The organism is Bifidobacterium sp. WK012_4_13 (assembly GCF_041080835.1).
In the GTDB taxonomy this organism is placed as follows: Bacteria; Actinomycetota; Actinomycetes; order Actinomycetales; family Bifidobacteriaceae; genus Bombiscardovia; species Bombiscardovia fermentum.
Genome location: NZ_CP129683.1, coordinates 1,523,177 through 1,546,277, shown reverse-complemented (window position 1 = coordinate 1,546,277; position 23,101 = coordinate 1,523,177). Strand labels below are relative to the sequence as shown.

The window sequence follows — 23,101 nt, the reverse complement described above, 5'->3', positions numbered from 1 at the left end:
ACGACCGCGAAGCCGGTGCCAAGGAGGGGCTTCCTTTCAGAAGATGCTGATAGCATGAGCGTGTTACTTCAGGATCTAAACAAGGGGGTTTTCTCATGAGTGACGTGGTAGTGATTGTCGGTGTCGGTGGCATGGGCGCAACGATTGCGCGTCGTCTCGCACCGGGCAGAACGACGGTTCTTGCCGATTACAATGAAGAGCTGCTTCGTGGGACATGCGATTCGATGCGCGCCGATGGCTTTGATGTCGTTGCGCAGCAGGTCGATGTCTCATCCAGGGAATCGGTGCATGGGCTGGTGGAAATGGTCGAGCAAACCGGGGCCATGTCGACCTTCGTGCATACAGCGGGGGTGTCGCCGACCATGGCGTCTCTTGAACGGGTGCTTGCAATCGATCTTGCGGGCGTTGCCTACACGCTGGAAGAGTTTGGCGAGATAGTCAGGCCAGGAACCGCTGGTGTGGTGGTGTCCAGCATGTCAAGCTATCTTTCCCGTCCATTCACCCGTGAACAGGAACATGCAATACGCGTTTCAAGAGGAGAGGAGCTGCTGAAGCTGGACTTTCTTTCAGAAGCCGCATTGGGCAACTCCGGTATCGGATATGGAGTTGCCAAGCTGGCAAACAGGATTCAGGTGCAGACGGCGAGCATCGCATGGGGTGCCCGCGGTGCGAGGATCAATGCCGTCAGCCCCGGTGTCATTTCGACCGGCATGGGTCAGCAGGAGCTAGACAGTCCATCCGGCGCATTCATGCAGGCCATGGTGGATAATTCGGGAACCGGTCGCCTGGGGACTTCGAGCGATATCGCAGATGCGGTCACCTACCTCGTCGGCCCACAGGCAAGCTTCATCACCGGAATCGATCTGCTCGTCGATGGCGGTGCGATAGCGGCCGTGCAGTCTGGCAAGGTGCCGATGCCCACCGCATGATGGTATGGAAATCGGCTGTCAGTTCGCATGTGATGATGCCACTGACAGCCGAGACGTGCCTGACTGCACGCTTGGCAATCAGGCACCGAGAATTCCTAAAGAAGGGAATCTCATCATTCCTTCATGAGATCATGGGCCATTTCGTCGAATGCCGAGACATATGCATCGACTGCGTCATTGTCGTGGAATACGGAAAGCGTCCATTCCTCCTCGCGACCGGGTGTCATGAACACCCCTCGGTTCATCGCATATAGCCAGCAGAGCTCATTCAGCTCGCTGCGCTGGCCTTCACGGAAGGTGACGTAGTCAACGACCTTCTTTGGCGAGAATGTCACGCAGCCCTTCGCGCCGAATCCGACCGCGTATCCGGGGAAGCCGAAGCGCTTGACGACATCCGTGCAGCCTTCCATGAGCCGACCGTTCAAGTCGTCAAAATGAGCGTAGGCCTCAGGCGTGAGAACCTTTTCGAGGTTGGCGCGGGCCGCAGCGACGCACAGAGGGTTCCCGCTGTATGTGCCGACCTGATAGACCTCGCCATCCTCGACGACGCTCATGACCTCTTCGGTCCCGCCGATGGCTCCCATGGGAAGACCTCCGCCCAGGGCCTTCGAAACGGTGACCATGTCGGGTGTGACGCCAAACAGCTGCGTTGCTCCGCCTGGTCCAATGGTCAGACCGGTCTTCACCTCGTCAAAGATAAGGACGATGCCATGTTTCGCGGTGATGTCTCGCACCGCCTCGAGATATCCGGGCTCAGGTGGCACGATGCCCATGTTCATGAGACAGGGCTCCATGATCAGGCAGGCAGGTGGGTTTCCCTCTTGCTCCATCTCTATGATTCTGTGTTCCAGAGCTGCGGCATCGTTGAATGGAACGGGCACTGTGAGAGGGACCGTCGCCTTGGGGATTCCGGCACCGTAGGGGAGCGACTTGAGATGATTCGGATCTCCGATCTTGTCGTAATCCTCGCTGATGGAGATCATCACAGCATCATGATGACCGTGGTATGAACCGAATATCTTCATGAAATAGTCGCGGTGCGTATAGGCGCGTGCAATGCGAATCGCATCCATCGTCGCTTCCGAGCCGGAATTGGTATAGCGCCATTTTGGCAGGTTGAAGCGCTGCGACAGCTCTCCGGCGACAATGTAGTCGTCCTCGTCCGGCACGGCGAAGTGCGTTCCCTTCGGGAATCTTTCGCTGATGGCCTTGCCGATGACCGGGTTGCCATGTCCCTGTATCATTGCGCCGAAGCCGTTATGGAAATCATAGTATTCATTGCCATCAACGTCGAAGATTCTTGAGCCCTCTCCCCGGTCAACATAGATGGGCCAGGGATCGCGGAGCTGGTACGAAGATGCGACCCCATTGCTCAGATGAACGCGAGCCTTGTCATACATCTCTCGCGACTTCACGAGTTTGCCGTTGAGCAGCTCGCTCTCCTTAGCCGTGAGTTCCTTAACCCTTGTTGGATTGATAACGGTAGTTCTGTCAATAACTGTTGACATGACGTTTTCCTCACTGCCACCGGCCTGCGTAAGCATGATTGCTGTTGTTGGAAACTTGCCCTTCAAAACCCGGCCTGCGGTTCTATAAGCAATATTAGCTAAGCAGCTATATATTTCCAAGATATTTCATATTAAAACTACTATATTCGCACTAATATTAATTTTTTACATTTATTTCCGAATCATTGTTGTGTGAAGTTCTCATATAGTTTCGTGTAATAGTCATTGACGGTATTCGAACACTGCTGCTCCAGAACCAGCGTTTTCGATTCGGCATCCGTGGGTACGACCGCATTGATCTTGCGCATCGCCTCAGGAAGAAGGGCATCGCCGCCAGTCAGGACGCTCCCTGAACCCCCGCTTTCCTCGACCGCCTGCTTGTTCTTGACGTTCAACATGTAATTGAGGAAGGTAAGTGCCTGCCCCACATGCTGGGAGCCGCGCACGATGGCGGCGGTGTCGACATACATGCTCGTTCCGTCCGTTGGATAGACGAACCGTAGATTCGCATTGCTTTCCATGGCCTGATACGCATCGAAGCTCCAAGACATTCCCAGCTTTTCCTCTCCGGATGCCAGCCGGTCCGCAACGCCATCCGAGCTCATGACTCCGACCTTGCTTTTGAAGGAGGCGAGGAGCGTATCGGCCTTTTGGTAATCGGTATTCCTTGTTGAGCACTGCTCGGCTCCCACGGCTCTCAATGCCGCGTTGACTATCTCCACCTGATCGTTCAGGATCTGTACCTTGCCCGCGGCCGCTGGTGGATTGAAGAATTGCTTCCATGTCTTTGGCGCCTGGGCGCTTGACAGAACCGTCGAGTCATACACGAAGCCGGTATATCCAATGATGTATGGAATCGAATACTGATCCTTGGGATCGTAATATGGCTTTCTCAGCGAGGTCTTGATGTTCTTTGCATTGGGCAGACTTGCAATGTCGACTTTCTGGAGCAGTCCGTCGGTTATCAGCTGCTTCACCATGTAGTCGCTTGGCATGACGATGTCGTACCCGGCTCCGCCACTTGATTGAAGCTTGGCTTCAAGGGCTTCGTTGCTGTCAAAGGTGTCGATGGTGAGCTTGGTGCCGGTCGCCTTCTCATAGGCCTTCTGAACTTCTGGAGTCACATAGTCCGCCCAGGTGTATATGTGCAGGGTGCCTCCGCGGGCGGCCTGCGACCATGTGACTGCCTTGTCTGCGGCACCGCCGGAAGGTGCGATGCTGTCGCTGATTCCTCCACTGCACGCCCCAAGCGAAATCACCATGGTCGCAGATATGAGTGCCGCGGCGAAATTCGCTGCGTGCTTCGCCAATCGAGCGAAGGTTTGTTGCCGAGTGTGAGATTTCATGACCTACCCCTTGTCTCGTAGCAATGTCATTTGCGGTTCTGCGAACGGGTGAGCAGCGTCGACGCGATCGTGACGATGATCGCGAGCAGCAGCAGCAGCGTGGCGACCACGTTGACGCTCGGATTCACTCCCTTGCGAATCAGAGAGAAGATATAGATTGGCAGTGTGGTTGTTCCTGCCGATGTAAGGAAATTGGAAATCATGAAGTCGTCCATTGACACGACAAATGCCATCAGGGCTCCCGAAATGATTGCCGGTGTGAGCAGCGGGAGCGTGATTCTCCGCACTGTCTGAAACGTCGATGCACCAAGGTCCTCTGCAGCCTCGAAGCAAGAGCGGTCGAGCGTTGTCAGGCGTGAACGAATTGGCATGACGACGAACGGTATGCAGAATGTCGTGTGCGCGAGAACCAGCGGAAGGAATCCAGGTGTGAGTCCCATCAGTCGAATCAGGGACATGGTCGAGACGCCCAGAACGACCTCTGGAATGATCAGCGAAACGTTGATGAGCGACGTTGCCAGTGCCGATCCGGCCGACGACATGTGATCGACGGCCAGCACGAACAGGACGCCTATGATGCTGGAGCATGCCGTCGCTATGAAGGCGACCTCGAGCGATGTGACCGTCGCGCTGAGAATGTTGTTGTCGGAGAACACCTTTCCATACCATTCAAAAGAAAAGCCATGCCACAGCAATGCTTGCTGACCTTTGTTGAATGAAAAGACGACGATGAACAGCATCGGCACATACAGGAACGCCAACGAAAGCACGCTGGTAAGCGCCACCATCGGGAACCGCTTCAGGGGATCCTGCCTATGTCCTGAGCGCTTTGTGCTCAGAGGCCGGCCAGGCTGTTTGCCAGACAGCCATTCAGGGTTTGAGATGGAATCCGGAGCGTCTCCATTCGCAAGTCGCTGTGCTCTGGTGCGCGCGATGAGGTCTGCGAATTCAACATCGCTGTGGCTGCTCGTATCTGAGGTTTCTTTCATATTGTGATCCCAGCCCTTCTTGAGGCTCGCCCTCCCATGTATGTGGCGATTGCCATGCCTATAAGCGTGATGGCCAGAATCGCTGTCGACAATGAGGCGCCGAGCGGCCAATTTCGAGCCTCTGAGAATTCCGAGGCGATAAGGTTGCCAACCATCAGGACCCTGCCCCCACCAAGCAGCACCGGCTGGAGATAGGCTCCGAAAGCGGGGATGAAGCATAGTGAAATCCCCGACATGATGCCTGGACGGGCGGCGCGCAGAATGATCCGTCTCATCACGGTGAGCTTGTGGGCTCCGAGATCGTAGGCCGCCTCAACCAAACGGAAGTCGAATCCTGACATCGTGGAATACATGGGAAGTATTGCAAAGGGCAGGAATGTGTATATAAGGCCGATGACCGAGGCTGATTGCGTATAGAGCAGCTGCTGGCTGCCAAATCCAAGAAGTCTGAGAAGACCATTGATTGGACCATTCTGATTGAGAATCAGCATCCACGCATAGGTCCTTACCAGTTCATTGGTCCAGAACGGTATCGTGACGGCAAGTACGAGCATTTGCTGAACGCGTGGCTTCTTGAGCGACATCCATAGGGCGATGGGGAATGATAGCGCGATGCATACGGCAGTAGTGAGCAACGCCTGCCATAACGATGTTCCCAGAACTTGAACGTATCGCCAGTCAAAGGAGACCACATTGCTGAAATCGCGGCTGAAGAGCAGCGACTCGTATGCGTCTGTCGAGAATTTGAATACGACGCCACCGCCGGATTCGGGTCTGCTCATGAATGAGAAGGCGATGATCACACCTATGGGACCGAGAGTGAATATCAATCCGACGATCACTGCAGGCCAGGCATACCAATGGCTGAGAAGCCCTGGTCGTTGCCGCTGCGGGGTTCCGAACAGGCTGCGTAAGGTATTCGTCTTCTTGCTTCGGGAGCTTGCTTCGGTCGCGCGCCTCATTGGTCGACCGCCCTTAGGTGCTGGGGGAGAATCGAGAGGGATACTTGCCCGTGCTCGTGCAGGATGTCGAAATCAAATGGCGGTGGCACACGTACCAGGATGGTCGCGCCCCCGTCGAGCTGGATCTCGCAGCGCATATTGGCTCCCATGAAGGTCTGCGATGCTATTGTGCCGCACAATGCCGATTCGACTGCAGGTCCCAGGCTGATGTTCTCGGGGCGAACGGCCAAGGTCAGGGATGACCCGACAGGTATCTTGGACAGGTCCTGCTCGACGGGCAGTTCGGTCGTTGAGATGGTGACTGCGTTGTTCGCTGCCTTGCTCGCTTCGATGAAATTGATGTCTCCAATGAAATCCGCGACAAAACGATTGACGGGCTTGTTGTAGATTTCTTCCGGCGTGCCAATCTGCTCAGGTCTTCCCTTTGAGAACACCGCTATGTGGTCTCCCATCGAAAGTGCCTCTTCCTGGTCGTGCGTCACGAAGACGAAGGTGATGCCCGTCTCCCTCTGTATGCGTTTCAGCTCCACCTGCATCTGACGTCGGAGCTTGAAGTCCAGCGCGGAGAGCGATTCGTCCAACAGCAGCACCTTCGGGCTTTTCGCGAGGGCGCGGGCGAGGGCGACGCGCTGCTGCTGACCTCCTGAGAGCTGATCGGGCTTGCGGGTTCCTCGGTTGCCTAGATGCACGAGGTCGAGCATCTCCTGAACGCGCTTTCGTATGTCAGAGCGCGACTGCCCTTCCATTTCAAGACCGAACGCGACATTCTCGGCGACGGTGAGGTGTGGGAAAAGGGCATAGCTCTGAAAGACGGTATTCACCGGCCGTGAATACGGAGGTATGCCATCGATGCGAGTGCTGCCAAGATAGATTTCGCCGGCATCAAGCGTTTCCAAGCCTGCTATGGCTCGAAGGAGGGTTGTTTTTCCGCAGCCGGACGGGCCGAGCATGACGAAGAATTCTCCCGGACGTATTTCCAGGCTTGCCTGGTCGATGGCTCGGACTTCGCTGCCTTCTGCGGATTGGAATATTTTCGTCGCCATGTTGATGGTAAGGCCCATCTCCTGGCGGCTTTGTGATTGCTGACTGGCTGTTGCGGTATGTTCTGTCGTCAATGCAAACTACCTCCTTCGCCGCTGCATGCCATCGATGTCACTCGCCACGGCATTGAAGTATGGGAGTAACGGATGGAACACGGCTGAGCTGTTAGTGCAACGAAAAACTAATTCAATTACTGAATTCGCTACGAAAAACAATGCAAATTATTCAATTTGATATGTAAATCATGACTGTATTACAAACGCTGCTGATTTCATCGAGGTAAAGAGCCGATTACCTCTCAACGTGCTCGTAACATAACATTGGGAGCATTCAGGATTTTCAATAACGAAATGTGGAGCAATGACAGTCAAAACCAGCACGACGAGTCGAGATGCGGCCAAGCCGTTGCTCGATGATATCAACAAGACAATAATCAAGGAGCTTCAGAAGGATGGCCGACGGTCCTATGTCGCGATCGGCAAGCTCGTTGGACTGTCCGAGGCCGCCGTGCGCAGCAGGGTTCAGCGCCTTACCGATAGCGGCATCATTCAGATCGTCGCCGTTACGAATCCAATGCAGCTTGGCTATCATCGGCAGGCAATGATTGGGGTGACGCTGAGCGGCGCATTGGAACCCGTCGTGGCGAAGCTCAAGGCGATCAACAACATCGATTACATTGTCGTCACGGCTGGCAGATATGACCTTCTACTTGAGGTGTTCTGCGTTTCCGACACTGAACTGCTTGACCTGGTGAACAGCATCCGAAAGCTTTCGGGCGTCAATCGGACTGAAATCTTCACCTACCTTCAATTGGCATCTGAACATTATAATTTCGGCGTCCTATAATTAGAATGCAACGATATATTTTCTAAATATTAATTTTAGCTTCGATATTCGAAACATATGAAGTGCATGATTGTTGCATGCAATTCAGGCGCCCATCTCCATGGTCCATGTCACGCCAAGATCCGGAGCGGATTTCAGATGAGGCGCGCCATTGCGCGTCTCGTGCTTCCTGGTCCCGTGGCCATCTCGGACGTGTGATTCCTCGCATCATGCTGCTCGCTGCGGCTGCGATCTGGGGCAGTACCTACACCATTTCGAAATCTGCCATGGAGGTCATATCGCCTCAATGGCTCCTTGCGATCCGAACCTTGGTCGGGGCGTTGATTCTGTGGGCTATATGCCGTAATAGACTGCAATCATTGCGAAATCCTAAGGTTCTGCTGGCCACCGTCGGCGTGGCTGTGCTGTATTACGTCGCGTTCCTCGCGCAGATGAAAGGCCTGACACTGATAAGCCCAGGTCGGAGCGCCTTTCTCAGTGCACTGTATTGTGTGATCATTCCGATTATTCAGTGGGTCATGCGTCGTCGCTCGCCTGGGTTGCATCACATCGTCGCGGCCGTGCTCTGCCTTGTCGGCGTTGGATGCGTCGCAGGCGACGCCATGACGGCGGGAGCCGGGGCTTCGATTCTTGGCGATGGCCTTACGATTGTCTGCGCCTTTGCCTTTGCCGCTTATTTCTATGCGCTCGGCACCCTGAGCATCGCCACTGATGCGGTGGTGCTCACCTTTGTCATTTTTCTGGTCTCGGGGTTGCTGTTCCTCGTCGGCGCAATCTGCACGGAGCCATTTCCCATGCAGATCGTGCGACATCAGAACGCGTGGGTCGCAGTGCTGTATCTGGTGATCGCTGCCGTAGGAGCTCAGATTCTCCAGAACATCGGTCTTGCGAGCACCTCTGCCATGGAAGCGTCCATCTTGCTTTCGACGGATACCTTATTCGCCTTGGCCATTTCAATGATCTGGTTTGGAGAACGTCCAAGCGGCATGGCGGTCATCGGCTTCGTCTTCATTTTCCTTGCCGTGCTGCTCGCGGTGACGATGAATCGTCACGCGAGACAGTAAACTCGCCTGAGGCAAGTCGATGGGTCGGAAAGCAGCGTGCATCACTCCTGATGGGTGGTCACAAGCTTGAGATTCACGAACTCGCGAATTCCAGGTGCTCCCATTTCGCGTCCGAATCCTGAATTCTTTACCCCTCCGAACGGTATTTCGGCTGAGTCTGCACCTGACTCGTTGATGTATACCATTCCTGCATCGATGCGGTCGGCGACGCGATCCGCCTGCTCCTTGTCGGTGGTGAACAGATATGAGCCGAGGCCATATGGCGTATCGTTCGCCAATGCCACGGCCTCCTCTTCGGACGAGACTCGGTAGAACTGCGCGACCGGACCGAAGAACTCCTCGTAGCGAGCCGATGCGCCTTCGGGAATGTCGGTCAGGACGGTGGCTTGGAAGTATGCTCCATCGTTGTCCGGGGAGCCCATCTCAAGTGTCGCGCCTGCTTCCAATGCGGCATGGACCTGTCGGCTGAGACGTTGCGCCGCCTGCAGCGAGCACAGGGGAGCGAGCTCGAGTCGAGATGCGGATGACTTGAATGCATCGAGAAACTCCTCATACAGACCATCGATGACGATGAACCGTTTTGCTCCGTTGCAAATCTGGCCGGAGTTCTCAAAGCGTGCCCCCACGGCCGCCTCGACGGCTGCATCCAGATCGTCGGTGCTGAGCAGGATGAAGGGGTCGTTGCCGCCGAGTTCGCACACCACCTTCTTGAGGTTCTCGCCCGCCTGTTCGGCTATGCGTTTTCCTGCGCGTTCCGAACCCGTGAGAGACACCCCTCTCACGCGGTTGTCGGCGATGATGTCACTGACCTGTTCGAAGCTTGCATACACGTTGGTATAGGCCCCCTCTGGGAAGCCGGCCTCCAGGAATAGCTGCTCCATCATTGCTGCGGATTGCGGACAGAGCTCGGCATGCTTCAGGATAATCGTATTGCCGAGCATGAGATTCGGTGCGGCGAATCGTGCGACCTGATAGTACGGATAGTTCCATGGCTGGATGCCAAGAAGCACGCCGATCGGTGATTTTCTCATGGTCGCGCTGCCGCCGGAGACTCGGGCGACTGGCTCGTCCTTCAGCAGTTCAATGCCATGTTCGGCGTAGTAGCGATAGATGTCGGCGCTGAACTCTACCTCGCCCAAGGCCTCATCGTGACTTTTGCCCATCTCATGAGTGATGATGGCCGCGAGGCTCTCTGCGTGCTTAAGATACAGATCCGCCAAACGCGATAGCAGCCCGGCGCGTTCCTCGCTTGCGCTGACCTTTCCCCACGTCTGGAATGCCTTCTGGGCTGCCTCAAGCGAGGCATGGATCTGCTCGTCGGTCGCATTCGGGTACGTTCTCTCGACTTCTCCTGTCGCAGGATTCGTGACTGCGTAGGGTTGTTGCGTTTTGACCATGATGTTTTCCTTAGCACTGGGCAAGTGAGCATTATCGTAACGAATATAGTTAAACGAACTATATATCACAACGATATACGTTATGTGAACTCGATAATACTGTCAGAAAGAAAATCGTGTGACTGTCTAAGCCGACTGTCGGCTGCGGTTGCCAAAGCGATGGGTTCGACGGTGAATCAGCCAAGGATCATATTCGCCTTCGCTTCAAAGCATATAGTTGCAGGGCTCACCGCGGGAGCCGTCAAATGAGAGTTGCGATCAAATCCGCGCGGGCGGGCCGTTGCACATGATCGATGATGCGGTCTGGGAGGCTACCTTGTTCTGGAGTACCTGCATGCGAACCAGAGTTCGGCGACCGTTCCGGGGTCCTTCAGGTCCACGGAAAGCAGCTTTGCAATCTGGGCCATGTACTTGCTCATCGTATGCCTATGGATTTCGAGCTTGAACGCGGCTTCCTCCAACTTTCCGCGCGCTTCTATCCATGTTCGCAGCACGTCAATCGCCCCTATGCTCAGGGTACCGGCATCGTCGTTTCGTTCTTGGCCCGTATGAGGGCCGGTCGACAGATTGAAAGTCACGTTTCGAAGCGGGGCGAGCTTGAGATCCGCGAAGGCCCGCAAAAGAGATGGCTCGACCAGATTCTCCAGGGCTCCCGCACCACTGCCCTGGCCATACTGCAATGTTGCCGCTCCTGTGGTCTTTGCCTCGGCTGCGGCCTGATACGCCTCGTGCCTTGCCCTGGCCATATCCAGCCAGGTGGAGCCTGATGAAATGCCAAGCACAACGCTGCCGTCCCTGCTGAGCTGATTGATCCATTCCGAGGCGTTCGACTGTGAGACGATCACCCACAGATCGTCCTCTACCATGCCGAAGACCACTGGATTGAGATTCTTGACCATTGATTTGCGAAAAGGCTCGACGAGATGCTGCGCCGCTTCCAAGGCACTCATGTCCCCAACAAGTCTCATCGCGCACAGTGGTTCCGCCGGCATCCCGTCCCAAAGGTCATGCGCATAGGGACGCACTGATTTTTCGCGTCCTTCCAGGCATCGGCGAACCATCAGTGCCCTCAGGCGCGACAGAACCCTGTTCGCATCGCTTGAACGGCTGATGGCGAGTGACAGCAGCGCAGCCGCCGCAGCCACCGGGGTGTGGTCCAATGAACCCGTCAGCCCCTTCCTCCCCACGATCAGATACCCAAGAGTGTCCCCTCCAGGAGATGCGACATGGAATACCGCAACGTCGTAGCCTCTGACATTGACGAATTTTGCCTCGCCAAGCACGCTGAAGGTCAGCGCATCTCCGAGTGAGCCTATCTGCACCGGAAGAAAGCGATGGGATGAGGCGATCACGGTTCCTGCAGGGTTGATCAGAGTCGCCCAGCCGCCGACGATCTCAGCGAGTTTGGAAACGATGGAGCTCACCGGATAGAGGCTGTGCACGGAACGCATGAGCTGCCGCTGATCGTTATACAGATGTGCGAAGCCACGCTGCCTCTCGTCGGTGAGACCTCTCGAAACCTCTTTGGTTATCGCGATAAAAGGTGTGGGTGCAGGAACGCTGAAAAGAGGAAGGCCATAGTGCCCGCATTGCTCAACGAGCCATTCCGGTATGCTGGGGTGCTTGACGCCAATGCCAAAGCCAATGCCTCTGACGTCGGCCTTCACTAGTCTTCTGGCGTATTGGCGCTGTTTCTCGTTGGCCTTGTCGTCTGCCATGTCCAACCCTGTGAGCAATATCAGCTCCCCTCCGACAAGATAGGGCGTGGGGTCGGCCAATTCGGTCGAATGCACCCAGGAGATCGGGGCATCAACTGATTCGGAGTCCCCAGCGACTACGACCTCAAGGTGAAGGTTTGAACGGCTCAATAAGCCTCTGAGTGAAATTGTCATTGAGATGCACCGACCCCGAATCATGAGAGCTTGCATGCAGAATGCATGCATTTATGTACTTTCTGGCTATATATTAGCCATATTTTATCCAATTTGGCCATATAAAAGACATCACGCCAATTCTATGTTTGGTGCAACGCCTCGGATTGAAGCTTGCAATCAATAAGCAACACCTACCTGTTAAGGACTGGATATGACGGAAACGCGTACTTTGACCATTGCGTTGGCCCAATATGCCCAACTGCAGGTCTCCGATTCGAATGCTTTCGATCGTTTTGCCACAACAGTCCGGGAAATCTGCAAGGCCCATGATGCGCAAGGGAACAGGCCGGAACTTGTGGCCTTCCCGGAGATGCATCTCTTTGGAACCGGAACGCTCGATGAATTTCAGGCCAGGGAGCTTCAGGGGAATGTGGCGGTCGACATTCCACTGGATCGGGCGGATCCGATGAATCCAGCGGATGATTCGATGCTGGCGAAGTGCTCCGATCTTGCCAGGGAACTCAATGTCTGGCTGATTCCAGGCACCTTCTGCGAGAACAATTCGGCAGGTGACATCTATAACACCGCAGTCGTCTTCTCGCCTGAAGGGAGGATTGCCGGCAGCTATCGGAAGATATGCCCTTGGCGTCCCTATGAGCATTACGCACCGGGCAAATCATTCACCGTCATCGATATCCCAGGCAAGGGACGCCTCGGTCTGACCATCTGCTATGACGCATGGTTCCCTGAAATCTCTCGCCAGGTCGCATGGCTGGGCGCCGACATCATCGTCAATCTGGTTCGCACCACAACTCCTGACCGTCGCCAGGAACTCGTTCTCGCACGCGCCACGGCAATCACGAACCAGGTGTTCGTGGCAAGTGTCAACGCAGCCGCCCCGGAGGGCGTGGGACAATCCCTGCTCGTCGATCCCGAAGGAGAGATCCTGACGGCAAGCGAAGGCAGCGGCGAAGATCTTCTGCTGGAAACCATCGATCTGGCCTCAGTGGATCGCGTCCGACAGGTCGGAACCGCTGGGAGCAACAGGTTGTGGGAACAGTTCCTGCCCGATGATCCCGAAATACCTCTGCCTCTGTACGAAGGGCACATCAAGCCCGTGCGTTGGCAGCCTCAACAAACAACCATTTCATATGAAGCTAACCGCAACAGAAAGGGGCATCGGGATGACCGCTGAAAAAGTCGCAACCAACGATGCACAGGCCTTCGCGTCAGAGCGAGTCTCAGAACCCAGGCTGAAACGCACCATGGGTCTTCGTTCCGTAATCATGTTCGGATTGGCATACATGACGCCAATCATCGTCCTTGGCACCTTCGGCGTCATCGCCGAACTCTCCAAGGGCGCCACAGCCATGTCCTACACCGTGGCGCTTGTGGCCATGCTGTTCACTGCAGGAAGCTATGGCCGCATGTCCGTGCTGTATCCCCAGTCCGGTTCCGCATACACATACATCGGCAAATCCATCAATCCCAAGCTTGGATTCCTCGTCGGGTGGGCCGTGCTGCTTGACTATCTCTTCCTGCCGATGGTCGTCTGGCTGATAGGGGCTTCATATCTCAATGCCGAATTCCCAGGAGTGCCGACCTGGGTGTGGATCCTGGGATTCGTGATCATCACGACGGCGCTGAACATCTTCGGTCTCAATGTCGCCGACAAGGTGAACTTCGCACTGATGAGCTTCCAGGCGCTCGTCATTGCCATCTTCGTCATACTCTCCCTGCGAACCGTGATCATGGGTGGTGGTGCGGCATCGGCCTTAAGCACCCAGCCATTCATCGGTTCAGGCTCTAGTGTTTCCGGCGTGGTCGCAGGAGCGGCGATTGCGGCTTACTCATTCCTTGGGTTCGATGCCGTCACGACTCTCTCCGAGGAAACCAAGGAGCCTCGCAAGACGATGCCGAAGGCAATCATGCTTGTCGCGGCCATCGGCGGACTGATCTTCATCATCGTCGCCTACACGACGCAGCTTGTGCATCCCGGTGGCGTCTTCGACAACACGTCGTCGGCCGCCTTCGAAATCGCAGGGCAGATAGGCGGGAATCTCTTCACGGCCATCTTCATCGCCGGGCTGTGCTTCGGTCAGTTCACCTCAGGCATCGCCACCCAGGCGAGTGCTTCCCGACTCCTGTATGTCATGGGGCGCGACGGGGTCCTTCCCAAGAAGATATTCGGCCGCGTCAGCGTCAGGTTCAACACCCCGCTGCTGAGCATTCTGCTGGTCGGCGCAGTCGGGCTGATCGCGATGTTCCTCGATGTCGCGACTTCGACGTCCTTCGTCAACTTCGGCGCATTCACCGCGTTCACCCTGGTCAATGTCAGCGTCATCACCTCGTACGTCAAGGCCAAGCCGGACACCAGAAAGAGCCTGATGAGCGGCGGATGGCTGCGCAACATAGCATTCCCCGTTCTTGGAGCCGCGTTCTGCGCCTATCTGCTCATTCACCTTGACAGACAGGCTCTGATTCTTGGACTGGCATGGCTTGCAATCGGCATCGTCATCCTCGCTTTCCTCACCAAGGGATTCAGACACAATCCGCCTGAATACAGCGAGGACTGAGCGGCTGCGGCGTTGAGAACGTGCGTGTCGGCCGCAGCAAAGATCTTCACAATCAATGATTCTTCGAAAGGAACGAGTATGAACATCACCGTTTTAGGCACGGGCATCATGGGCAGTGGCATCGCGAAGGTGGCCGGATCCAAGGGCTTTCGTGTCACGGCATGGAATCGCACCATCGCACGTGCTCAAGCACTTGAGAGCGATTCGATTCGTGCCGAAGCCGATCTTTCCAAGGCCGTGTCGCAGGCAGACGTCATTGCCATCGTGGTATTCGATGGTGCGAGCGTTCTCGACGTGCTGGAAAGCTCGTACCGGCAAGCGCCTTCCGACGCGGTCTGGGTGCAGATGTCGACGATAGGCACCGAGGCTTCGCACCAGGTACGTGAATTCGCGGCTGAACGCCATCTGCATCTTATCGAGACGATGATGATGGGAAGCAAGGACCAGGCGAATTCGTCGCAGCTCATTCTGATAGGCGGTGGGGATGCGGCGTTATTCGACAGAGCAGCGCCATTCCTGGACGCCATCTCGAAGAAGCTGGTGCATTGCGGGCCTGAAGTGGGAGATGGCACGGCGGTCAAGCTCGCCTGCAACCTGTGGCTGGGATGCATCACCGCAGCAGCGTGCCAGTCCGTGAAGGTGCTCGAGCGCCAGGGGGTGAACCCGCAGCTCTTCCTGGATGTCATTGCCGGAGGGACCTCGGATTCTCCCTACGCGCATATCAAGGGTGGCAAGGCCATTGCCGCCGACTACAGCCCGCAATTCGAGGTATCGGCCTTGGAGAAGGATCTCGGTCTGATGAAATCCGTCATGGATTCGGTCGGATTCCGCAGCGACCTGCTGTCATTGGTCATGGATCTGTATGCCCAATCCGATGGCACAGGCCATGCCCATGACGATATCAGTGCAGTCGCCACGTCATTCGAATGATCGCGGCAGAATTCCGCACCTCTCGATGCGCCTCGCCGACGGCCAGGTAAGCGATATCCACAATTCTCAATCACGCAATTCTCAATAACCAGTCACCAATAACCAGTCACCAATCATGCAACCACCAAGTAGAGAAAGAACAACAGTCATGTCCAGAGTGTCAGATGTTCCACAGAAAGCCCGCGAACTCCTTACGCCCATTCCAGGTCCGAAATCCCAGGCGCTGACTGCCAGGCATCATCAATTCGTAAGTGCCGGCGTCGGTGCGCATATGCCCATCTTCGCAGAGAGTGCGTCGGGATCGACCATAACCGACGTCGATGGGAACAGGTTCATCGATCTTGCAGCAGGCATCGCGGTCACCGGTGTCGGCAATGCGGCGCCTGAGGTGGTCAAGGCGGTGCAGGGCGCCGTCGCAAAGCTGACGCACACCAACTTTGCAACCACTCCCTATGAAAGCTACATCGAGGTTTGCGAGAAGCTTGCGGAACATACCCCAGGTGATTTTCCCAAGAAAAGCGTGCTGCTGAACTCCGGTGCGGAAGCGGTCGAGAACGCCGTGAAGATCGCGCGCAAATACACCGGTCGTTCGGCGGTGATCGTGATGGAGAACGCCTTCCACGGCAGAACGAATCTGACGATGGCAATGACCACCAAATCTTCGCCATACAAGCAGGGATTCGGCGCATTCGCTCCCGATATCTATCCGGTTCCATACTCCTATCCTCTGCGCGACGCCTTCGGCACGGATGGCGTGGCCGCTGCCAAGGCGAGCATAGAAAAGATCGAGCTGCTTGTGGGTCACGACAACGTCGCAGCGATCATAGCTGAACCGTTGCAGGGTGAGGGTGGCTTCATCGTGCCTGCCGAAGGATTCCTCAAAACACTGTCCGAATGGGCGCATGAGCATGGCGTGCTCTATGTCTCCGACGAGATTCAGTCAGGCTTCTGCCGCACGGGTGAGTGGTTTGCATCCGATCATTTCGGCGTGATTCCCGATCTCATCACCACGGCCAAGGCGTTGGGTGGCGGCATGCCAATATCGGCCGTGACCGGCCGCGCTGAGATCATGGACAGCGTGCAGCCCGGTGGCATCGGCGGCACATATGGCGGGAATCCCGTTTCGTGTGCAGCTGCGCTTGCCGCCATCTCAATGATGGAGAGCAAGGATCTCAACGCGCGCTCGCGTCATATCTCGTCCCTTGTTGAGACTTCCCTGAAGCCGCTCATCGAAGAGTTGGACACGGTGGCCGAGGTTCGTGGCCTGGGAGCCATGCAGGCCATCGAATTCGTCAAGCCAGGAAGCATGGAGCCCAATAAACCCTTGGTGAGCCGAATTGTCAGCAAGGCAATGCAGGCTGGACTGATCATATTGACCTGCGGGATCTACGGGAACGTCATCAGGCTGCTGCCGCCACTGGTGATCGACGATGACGAGCTGAACGAGGCCTTGGACGTGCTCAAGGCAATCATAACCGAGGAAAGCCTCAGCTGACACGTTCGTCGGCATATGAGGAGCCTGAAGACTTGAGAAGGCTCCGGTTGCCGGATAGCCCTTATTTGGTGCTATCCGGCAACGCTCGTCATTGCAGTCGTGCAGACCGCCGTCTTTGGCGTACCCTGCAGTGCAGGCATGCCCGATGGTCGGGAGTCTTATAGTAGATATCGGCAATTACAATTCCATTGATAGCTTTTCATAGATGATCAGGAACTCTTATGTGCACAATCGCTGTGCATGAATCAAGGAGTGGGGGAAACATGCTGAATATCGCAATAGTCGGCACCGGTTGGATTTCTCGACAGTTCGCCGATGCAGTCGAGGCCACAGGGGCGTTCGCCTGGACGGAACTGTTCTCAAGGAAGTCGAGCAAGGGCGAGCAGTTCCTCAATCCTGGGGAGCATGTGACGGTCCGTACCTCATTTGCCGAGCTGTGCGACAGCGATCAGGTCGATGTCATCTACATCGCATCTCCGAACTCCGCGCATTTCTCTCAAGCCTCAGAGGCCATTCGCCATGACAAGCACATAATCGTTGAAAAGCCTGCATTTTCAAACCCTGTCGAGTTCAGGAAGATACTGGAGCTCTTGAAGAAGCATCCTTCCGTGCGCATGTTCGAAGCAGCTCGAAATATTCATACCAAGAACTTTCATGCGATTGCCAAAAAGCTGTCTGAAATGGATTCAGTCAACGGAGCGACCCTCTCCTACATGAAGTATTCCTCCAAGATGCCCATGCTCAACGATCCCGCGCAGGGGGTTCCCAACGTATTCTCGCCTGATTTCTCTGGAGGGGCTCTGCAGGACCTGGGCGTGTATCTTGTATACGATGCGGTAGCACTTTTCGGGAAGCCGAAAGAGGCGACATACATTCCATGCATGCTCTCGACCGGGGTGGATGGAATGGGGACTGGCGTGCTTCGCTACGACGACTTTCTCGTGACCGTCATCACGTCAAAAACCGTCTCGTCTTCAATGCGGTCAGAGATCTATGGAACGAAGGACTACATCAGCGCAGACGATGGTGGCGAACTTCGAAACGTCTGCTATGTGAATCGCGATGGCAAGGAAGAACCCATGGGGGAAACGGTCAGCGATAATCCCATGCTTGGAGAGGTGGGAGAGTTCTCTTCGGTGCTTGATGACTTGGGGTCGCCTGATGCCGAGAGCAGATATCAGCATTGGCTTCGGCTAAGTGAGGATGTCAATTCCGTGCTGTGGGACATGCGGCGCTCGGCCGGCATTTCCTTCCCCTCTGACTCGTCAGCGGACCTCAGGTGAGGCTTTGACCCGCATGGTCATGCATCGGAAATCGTAAGATATCTTGTGACTGGATGCTGCGCCCGGTAGATTCTTTTCCGGGCGTGTCCCCTCTAATACAGCCAAACAGAAAAGGTTTTCTGTATCTTGATGAGTCGTTGAGTTGACAAAGGAAAAAACTGGAAATAGTATTCCGTTGTATTCATAGAAAACGTTATCTATGGATTATATCGAAGGAGATATGCAATGTTAAAGACAGAGTTGCTTCACCCAGCCATCTTCCGCGCAATCGCAAATTGTGGGCACGGTGACAAGATTCTCATCGTCGACGGTAACTATCCTGTCGATTCAGATACCAACCCAAATACTGAAAAGGTGTATCTGGCTCTTCGCCCAGATCTTCCCACGGTCACGCAGGTGCTGGAAACCTTGGTCAAGGAAATGAACTTCGAAAAGGCAGAGGTCATGACCCCAGGCGAGGGCGTTCCAGAGCCTGAGATCTTTGAGGAGTTCCGCTCCATTCTCCACGTCGACAAGCTTCCGGTTCTCGACCGCTTTGGGTTCTATCAGGCGGCGAAAGAGGCTGACAACGTCAAGTTGGCCATCAACACCGGCGAGACCAGGGTTTTCTCGAACATTCTTCTCACCGTCGGAGTGGTTGAGCACTAATTTCATAGATCACCTTGTGAAATATCCACCTAAGACCAAAGAAGGCTGTTATGGAAGATAATCGTAATGAACCCAACGTCACTGAGTTGGTGAACGATGTTTTCGACAAAGAGATTGATGCGCTCAGAAGCATCCAGCATGATGTGAATTCCTCCTACCAAGACGCCATCGATCTGTTGCTTGCGTGCAAGGGGAAGGTCGTTTTCACCGGAGTCGGCAAGTCAGGACACATTGGGGAAAAACTGGCGGCGACTTTTGCGAGCGTAGGCATACCCTCGTTCTTCATGCATTCAACCGAAGCGGTTCATGGCGATCTGGGCATGGTCTCGGAATCGGATGTCGTCATAGCGATTTCCAACAGCGGTGAGACGCAGGAAGTGCTCAGGGTTCTTCCTTCATTGAAGGCGAAAAAGGTCAAGATCGTTTCGATGACCGGCAACAATGACTCGTCTTTGGCTCGAGCGGCGGATGTTTCACTGGTGATTCATGTCGATAGTGAGGCAGACAAGTTCAATCTTGCACCTTCCTGCAGTTCGACGGGCGTGCTCGTCGCAGGTGACGCGATCGGTCTGACGCTTTCGCGTCTCATCGGCTTTACCGAAGAGGGATTTGGATTGAACCATCCCGGTGGGGCATTGGGAAAGAAACTTGTCGCACAAGGGATACTTAAGGAGCTCTAAAAATGAAAAAGGTATTGGTAATTGGCAGCTTCATGACTGATCTGGTCGTCAAGGCCGAGCGCTTCGTCGATGAGGGCGAAACCATCATTGGCGAGTCCTTCAACCAGTTCACTGGTGGAAAGGGAGCCAATCAGGCGGTTGCATGCGCTCGTCTGGGTGGCGATGTGACGATGATCGGCAAACTTGGCGAAGACGGATTCGGCAAGGATCAGATTGCGTCGATGAAGGAGAACGGCATTGACTACTCGCATGTGCTCTTCACTGACAAGGCAAGTTCGGGCGTCGGCAATCCACAGCTAGATGGCAAGGGACGCAACCGCATTGTGGTGGTTCCAGGAGCGAATGCGTTGATTACCACGGATGAGATCGACGAGCTCAAGAGCGTGATCGAGGAGAACGACATCATTATCCTGCAGCTGGAGATTCCTCTTCCTGCGGTATACAGAGTCATCGAGCTGTGCCATGAGTTGCAAAAGACAGTGATTCTCAATCCTGCGCCGGCGCAGAAGTTGGATTACAAGTATGCACCTATGGTCTCTTGGATCGTTCCCAACGAGCATGAGTCCGAGATTCTCACAGGTGTGAAGGTAGATTCCGTGGATTCTGCCAGGGCAGCCGCGGAAAGACTCCTCGAAGAGGGCTACCAGCGGGTGATCATAACCCTTGGAGAGCGTGGTTCCTATTACAAGACTCGTGAGAACGAGGGTGTCGTCAAGGCATATCACGTTGAACCGGTTGACAGCACTGCCGCAGGCGATGAGTTCATTGGAGCATTCGCCTATGGTCTGAGCAACGACCGTGACATCGAGGAATCGCTTGGATTCGCCTCTGCGGCATCCGCGCTTTCGGTGACCAAGCTCGGAGCACAGCCTTCCCTTCCTCTCCAAAGCGAGGTGGAAGAGTTCATTACGAAGAATAGAGCATAAGCAATTATTCATTCGAATGAGGCTAATCGAGACAAGTAAGTGTCTGTGGCAAAATTAAAGAATGCAAAGAACTAAAATTCAAGATGTTGCGGCATTGGCAGGGGTGTCTGTCTCAACGGTTTCGAGAGTTGTGAACAACTCCGACTATCCCGTTACTGCAGAGAAACGGGATAGGGTGCGCAGGGCGGTCAGGGAGCTGAATTTCTCGCCGAGCCAGGTTGCTCGAAACCTGAGGACCAATAAATCGAAACTGATTGCCTTGGTCGTTGCGGACATTGCGAATCCATACTTTGCTGGAATCGCGAGGGCGATGGATGAATTTCTTTTCCATGAAGGATACGGACTGATCATCAGCAGTACCGATGAGTCACCTGACAGGGAAAAGGGAATTCTGAATCGTCTTCGCGACCAGGATGTGGATGCCATTGTCATTAGTTCTAGCGGTCAGAATATCTCTTTGCTTGAGCTGTTGCATAAAGAGGGATTCCCTGTGATGTTGCTCGATAGAAACATCGAGGAATTGCACATGCCTTTCATTGGGTCGGATAACGTGCGCGAGTGCTGCATTCTGACCCAATACCTCATTGACAAGGGGCATAGGTCAATTCTGTTTCTCGCAGGCTCCTTGGACTCGACCACAGGCAAGGAACGACTGCAAGGCTATAGGAAGGCATTGCTCAAGAACCGGATTGAGTATGATGATTCCCTCGTGCTCCATGGAAATTTCATGCGTGACGAGACATACCGCCTCTCAGTGGATTTCTTCGATAACAGAAGCGATCGAGCCACGGCTGTCGTAAGCTCGAACAATCTGATGAGCGAAGGCTTCCTGGAGGCTGCCTTTGACCGCAAGATCAGTATTCCACAGCAGTACTCACTTGTTTCGTTTGGCTCCATTGATAACCAAAGACTGATTACCCCCATACTCACCTGTTATCGGCAGAATCTTGAAATGATCGGAAAGCTGACTGCGCAGATGACTCTTCAGATGATCAACGAATCTAGCGGGAATGCGGATGTTCCCCAGAACCTCGTCATCAATGATGTGTTTGTGGAAGGCAAATCCGTTGGTACAATCTAAAACGTCATTTATGATGGAGGAGTTTTGAAAAACAAAGTAAAGTGGATAGAAAGTTCGGATGGATATCTGAACAAAACACCTATCCTGCAATTCGTGCTTGTTACAATCCTTTTCGCAATGTGGGCGATCGCGGCAAGTCTTAACGATATTCTTATCACACAGTTCAAGGCAGTTTTCGATTTAAGCGATTTTGCCACGGCATTCGTGCAGAGCGCGTTCTACGGCGGCTATTTCATCGTCGCAATCCCGGCGTCGCTTTTCATCAAGAAGACAAGCTACAAGATGGGCATCATCGCAGGTCTTGCATTCTTCGCACTGGGATGCTTCGTATTCTTCCCGGCATCGCGAGTCGCAACATATGAGATCTTCCTGTTCGCGATTTTCGTCGAGGCAATCGGCCTGAGCTTCCTTGAGACCTCTGCCGATACGTATACGACCCTTCTCGGACCTAAGAGACTGGGTACCGTCCGTATCAACATTTCCCAGACCATGAACGCTCTCGGCGACATCATCGGCATTCTCTTGGGCAAGTACCTGGTGTTCCAGGACTCCAACCTGAAGGCCGAGATGGAGAAGATGTCGAAGTCGATGGCTGCGCAGTTCGGCCAGCAGCAGCTTGCCAGAACCCTTGAACCATACAAGTACGTCTTGGTCGTTCTCATTGTCCTGATCGTATTGTTCGCATTCACGAAGTTCCCTAGCGGACGTCCAAAGACCAAGACCGGTGAGATTGCCTCGGCCACGCTCAAGGAGACGATGGCCTATCTCTTCAAGAACAAGAGATTCTGGATGGGTGTTGGGGCCCAGTTCGTCTACATGGGCGTGCAGACCGGCGTGTGGTCATTCACCATCCGTCTGGCTCTCGAGATGTTCCCAAGCTTCAGCGATCGCTACGCCGCCAACTTCATGCTGTATAGCTACATCTGCTTCTTTATTGGAAGATTCCTTGCAAGCTATCTTCTTTCCAAGTTCAGAGAGACGAGGGTGCTCGCGATCTATGCGACGATTGGCTGTGTCTTCCTTCTCGGAACGACGTTCATACACAGCATCGTTGCCATATGGCTTGCTGTCGTTGTGAGCCTGCTCATGGGTCCGGCCTGGCCGACGATCTATTCCAGAACCTTGGAAACCGTCGAAGACCGCCGTTACACAGAGACCGCAGGAGCATTCGTGGTCATGGCGATTGTGGGCGGTGCGGTTCTGCCAGCAATTCAGGGCATCGTATCGGACAACTCAACGATGCAGTTCTCCTTCTTGCTCCCAGCAGTTGAATTCGCACTCGTTGCGGTGTACTTCATCTCTGAGATGAAGCACGACAAGCTCACTCCAAAGCAGAAGCTTGAATTGGAGCTCAGCCAGAAGACACAGCTAGACTCTGCTGCTGTCTGATTGACAAACACTCATGTGGTGTCGCGCTTCAGATGGGATCATTCCTTGAAGCGCGGCGCCACATTGGTTATTCCAGACATGTGAAAGCCATGCATTGCATTCGATTTGCGGAATGGGCCGCATCTCAATGCCTTTCC

The 23,101-nt window shown here is 54.6% G+C and carries 20 protein-coding genes; 13 read left to right on the top strand and 7 right to left on the bottom strand.

Going from position 1 to position 23,101, the window contains the following annotated elements; genetic code table 11:
• The first annotated feature begins 95 nt into the window (after positions 1-95).
• A complete protein-coding gene (locus QN062_RS06270) occupies positions 96-929 on the top strand; it encodes an SDR family oxidoreductase (RefSeq protein WP_369340984.1) in 834 nt (277 codons plus the stop codon).
• Positions 930-1,042: 113 nt separating this feature from the next.
• Here the strand turns inward: QN062_RS06270 and QN062_RS06265 are convergent, their stop codons facing one another.
• The 5 genes from QN062_RS06265 to QN062_RS06245 form a co-directional block, all read right to left on the bottom strand.
• A complete protein-coding gene (locus QN062_RS06265) occupies positions 1,043-2,437 on the bottom strand; it encodes an aspartate aminotransferase family protein (protein WP_369340983.1) in 1,395 nt (464 codons plus the stop codon).
• A 182-nt stretch (positions 2,438-2,619) separates the two neighbouring features.
• Entirely contained in the window at positions 2,620-3,783 is a 1,164-nt protein-coding gene (locus tag QN062_RS06260; RefSeq protein ID WP_369340982.1) for a PotD/PotF family extracellular solute-binding protein, read from the bottom strand.
• A gap of 26 nt (positions 3,784-3,809) precedes the next feature.
• Complete coding sequence (locus QN062_RS06255) at positions 3,810-4,772, bottom strand: ABC transporter permease (RefSeq protein WP_369340981.1); 963 nt, start codon at positions 4,770-4,772, stop codon at positions 3,810-3,812.
• The gene (locus QN062_RS06250; protein WP_369340980.1) at positions 4,769-5,734 is read right to left on the bottom strand and encodes an ABC transporter permease; all 966 of its coding nucleotides are present in this window, start codon (positions 5,732-5,734) and stop codon (positions 4,769-4,771) included. The genes QN062_RS06255 and QN062_RS06250 overlap by 4 nt, the downstream gene beginning before the upstream one ends.
• On the bottom strand, positions 5,731-6,849 hold the full coding sequence (locus QN062_RS06245; RefSeq protein WP_369340979.1) for an ABC transporter ATP-binding protein: 1,119 nt from the start codon (positions 6,847-6,849) through the stop codon (positions 5,731-5,733). Before QN062_RS06245 ends, QN062_RS06250 begins: the two co-directional genes overlap by 4 nt.
• A 286-nt stretch (positions 6,850-7,135) precedes the next feature.
• On the opposite strand from QN062_RS06245, the gene QN062_RS06240 reads away from it, so the two are divergent.
• Complete coding sequence (locus QN062_RS06240) at positions 7,136-7,621, top strand: Lrp/AsnC family transcriptional regulator (RefSeq protein ID WP_369340978.1); 486 nt, start codon at positions 7,136-7,138, stop codon at positions 7,619-7,621.
• 107 nt (positions 7,622-7,728) lie between these two features.
• Positions 7,729-8,685 carry a DMT family transporter gene (locus QN062_RS06235; RefSeq protein WP_369340977.1) on the top strand — a complete coding sequence of 319 codons (957 nt, stop codon included), beginning with the start codon at positions 7,729-7,731 and terminating at the stop codon, positions 8,683-8,685.
• A gap of 41 nt (positions 8,686-8,726) precedes the next feature.
• Here QN062_RS06235 and QN062_RS06230 read toward each other — a convergent pair whose 3' ends face one another.
• Positions 8,727-10,082: an NAD-dependent succinate-semialdehyde dehydrogenase gene (locus tag QN062_RS06230; RefSeq protein WP_369340976.1), complete on the bottom strand. Its 1,356-nt coding sequence runs from the start codon at positions 10,080-10,082 to the stop codon at positions 8,727-8,729.
• A 311-nt stretch (positions 10,083-10,393) separates the two neighbouring features.
• The gene (locus QN062_RS06225; RefSeq protein WP_369340975.1) at positions 10,394-11,950 is read right to left on the bottom strand and encodes a PucR family transcriptional regulator; all 1,557 of its coding nucleotides are present in this window, start codon (positions 11,948-11,950) and stop codon (positions 10,394-10,396) included.
• 217 nt (positions 11,951-12,167) lie between these two features.
• Here QN062_RS06225 and QN062_RS06220 point away from each other — a divergent pair, with 217 nt between their 5' ends.
• From QN062_RS06220 to fucP, 10 genes are all read left to right on the top strand, one after another.
• Entirely contained in the window at positions 12,168-13,151 is a 984-nt protein-coding gene (locus QN062_RS06220) for a carbon-nitrogen hydrolase family protein (protein ID WP_369340974.1), read from the top strand.
• Positions 13,141-14,532: an APC family permease gene (locus tag QN062_RS06215; RefSeq protein WP_369340973.1), complete on the top strand. Its 1,392-nt coding sequence runs from the start codon at positions 13,141-13,143 to the stop codon at positions 14,530-14,532. Before QN062_RS06220 ends, QN062_RS06215 begins: the two co-directional genes overlap by 11 nt.
• 78 nt (positions 14,533-14,610) lie before the next feature.
• Positions 14,611-15,462 (top strand): NAD(P)-dependent oxidoreductase, encoded by an 852-nt coding sequence (locus tag QN062_RS06210; RefSeq protein ID WP_369340972.1) that lies wholly within the window; start codon positions 14,611-14,613, stop codon positions 15,460-15,462.
• A gap of 148 nt (positions 15,463-15,610) precedes the next feature.
• A complete protein-coding gene (gabT, locus tag QN062_RS06205) occupies positions 15,611-16,957 on the top strand; it encodes a 4-aminobutyrate--2-oxoglutarate transaminase (RefSeq protein WP_369340971.1) in 1,347 nt (448 codons plus the stop codon).
• Positions 16,958-17,220: 263 nt separating this feature from the next.
• Positions 17,221-18,240 carry a Gfo/Idh/MocA family protein gene (locus QN062_RS06200; protein WP_369340970.1) on the top strand — a complete coding sequence of 340 codons (1,020 nt, stop codon included), beginning with the start codon at positions 17,221-17,223 and terminating at the stop codon, positions 18,238-18,240.
• A 225-nt stretch (positions 18,241-18,465) separates the two neighbouring features.
• A complete protein-coding gene (locus tag QN062_RS06195) occupies positions 18,466-18,888 on the top strand; it encodes an RbsD/FucU family protein (protein ID WP_369340969.1) in 423 nt (140 codons plus the stop codon).
• A gap of 50 nt (positions 18,889-18,938) precedes the next feature.
• Complete coding sequence (locus QN062_RS06190) at positions 18,939-19,568, top strand: SIS domain-containing protein (RefSeq protein WP_369340968.1); 630 nt, start codon at positions 18,939-18,941, stop codon at positions 19,566-19,568.
• Between the two features lie 2 nt (positions 19,569-19,570).
• On the top strand, positions 19,571-20,494 hold the full coding sequence (rbsK, locus tag QN062_RS06185; protein WP_369340967.1) for a ribokinase: 924 nt from the start codon (positions 19,571-19,573) through the stop codon (positions 20,492-20,494).
• Positions 20,495-20,555: 61 nt separating this feature from the next.
• Complete coding sequence (locus tag QN062_RS06180) at positions 20,556-21,575, top strand: LacI family DNA-binding transcriptional regulator (RefSeq protein ID WP_369340966.1); 1,020 nt, start codon at positions 20,556-20,558, stop codon at positions 21,573-21,575.
• A gap of 24 nt (positions 21,576-21,599) precedes the next feature.
• Entirely contained in the window at positions 21,600-22,964 is a 1,365-nt protein-coding gene (fucP, locus tag QN062_RS06175; RefSeq protein WP_369340965.1) for an L-fucose:H+ symporter permease, read from the top strand.
• Positions 22,965-23,101 lie beyond the last annotated feature (137 nt).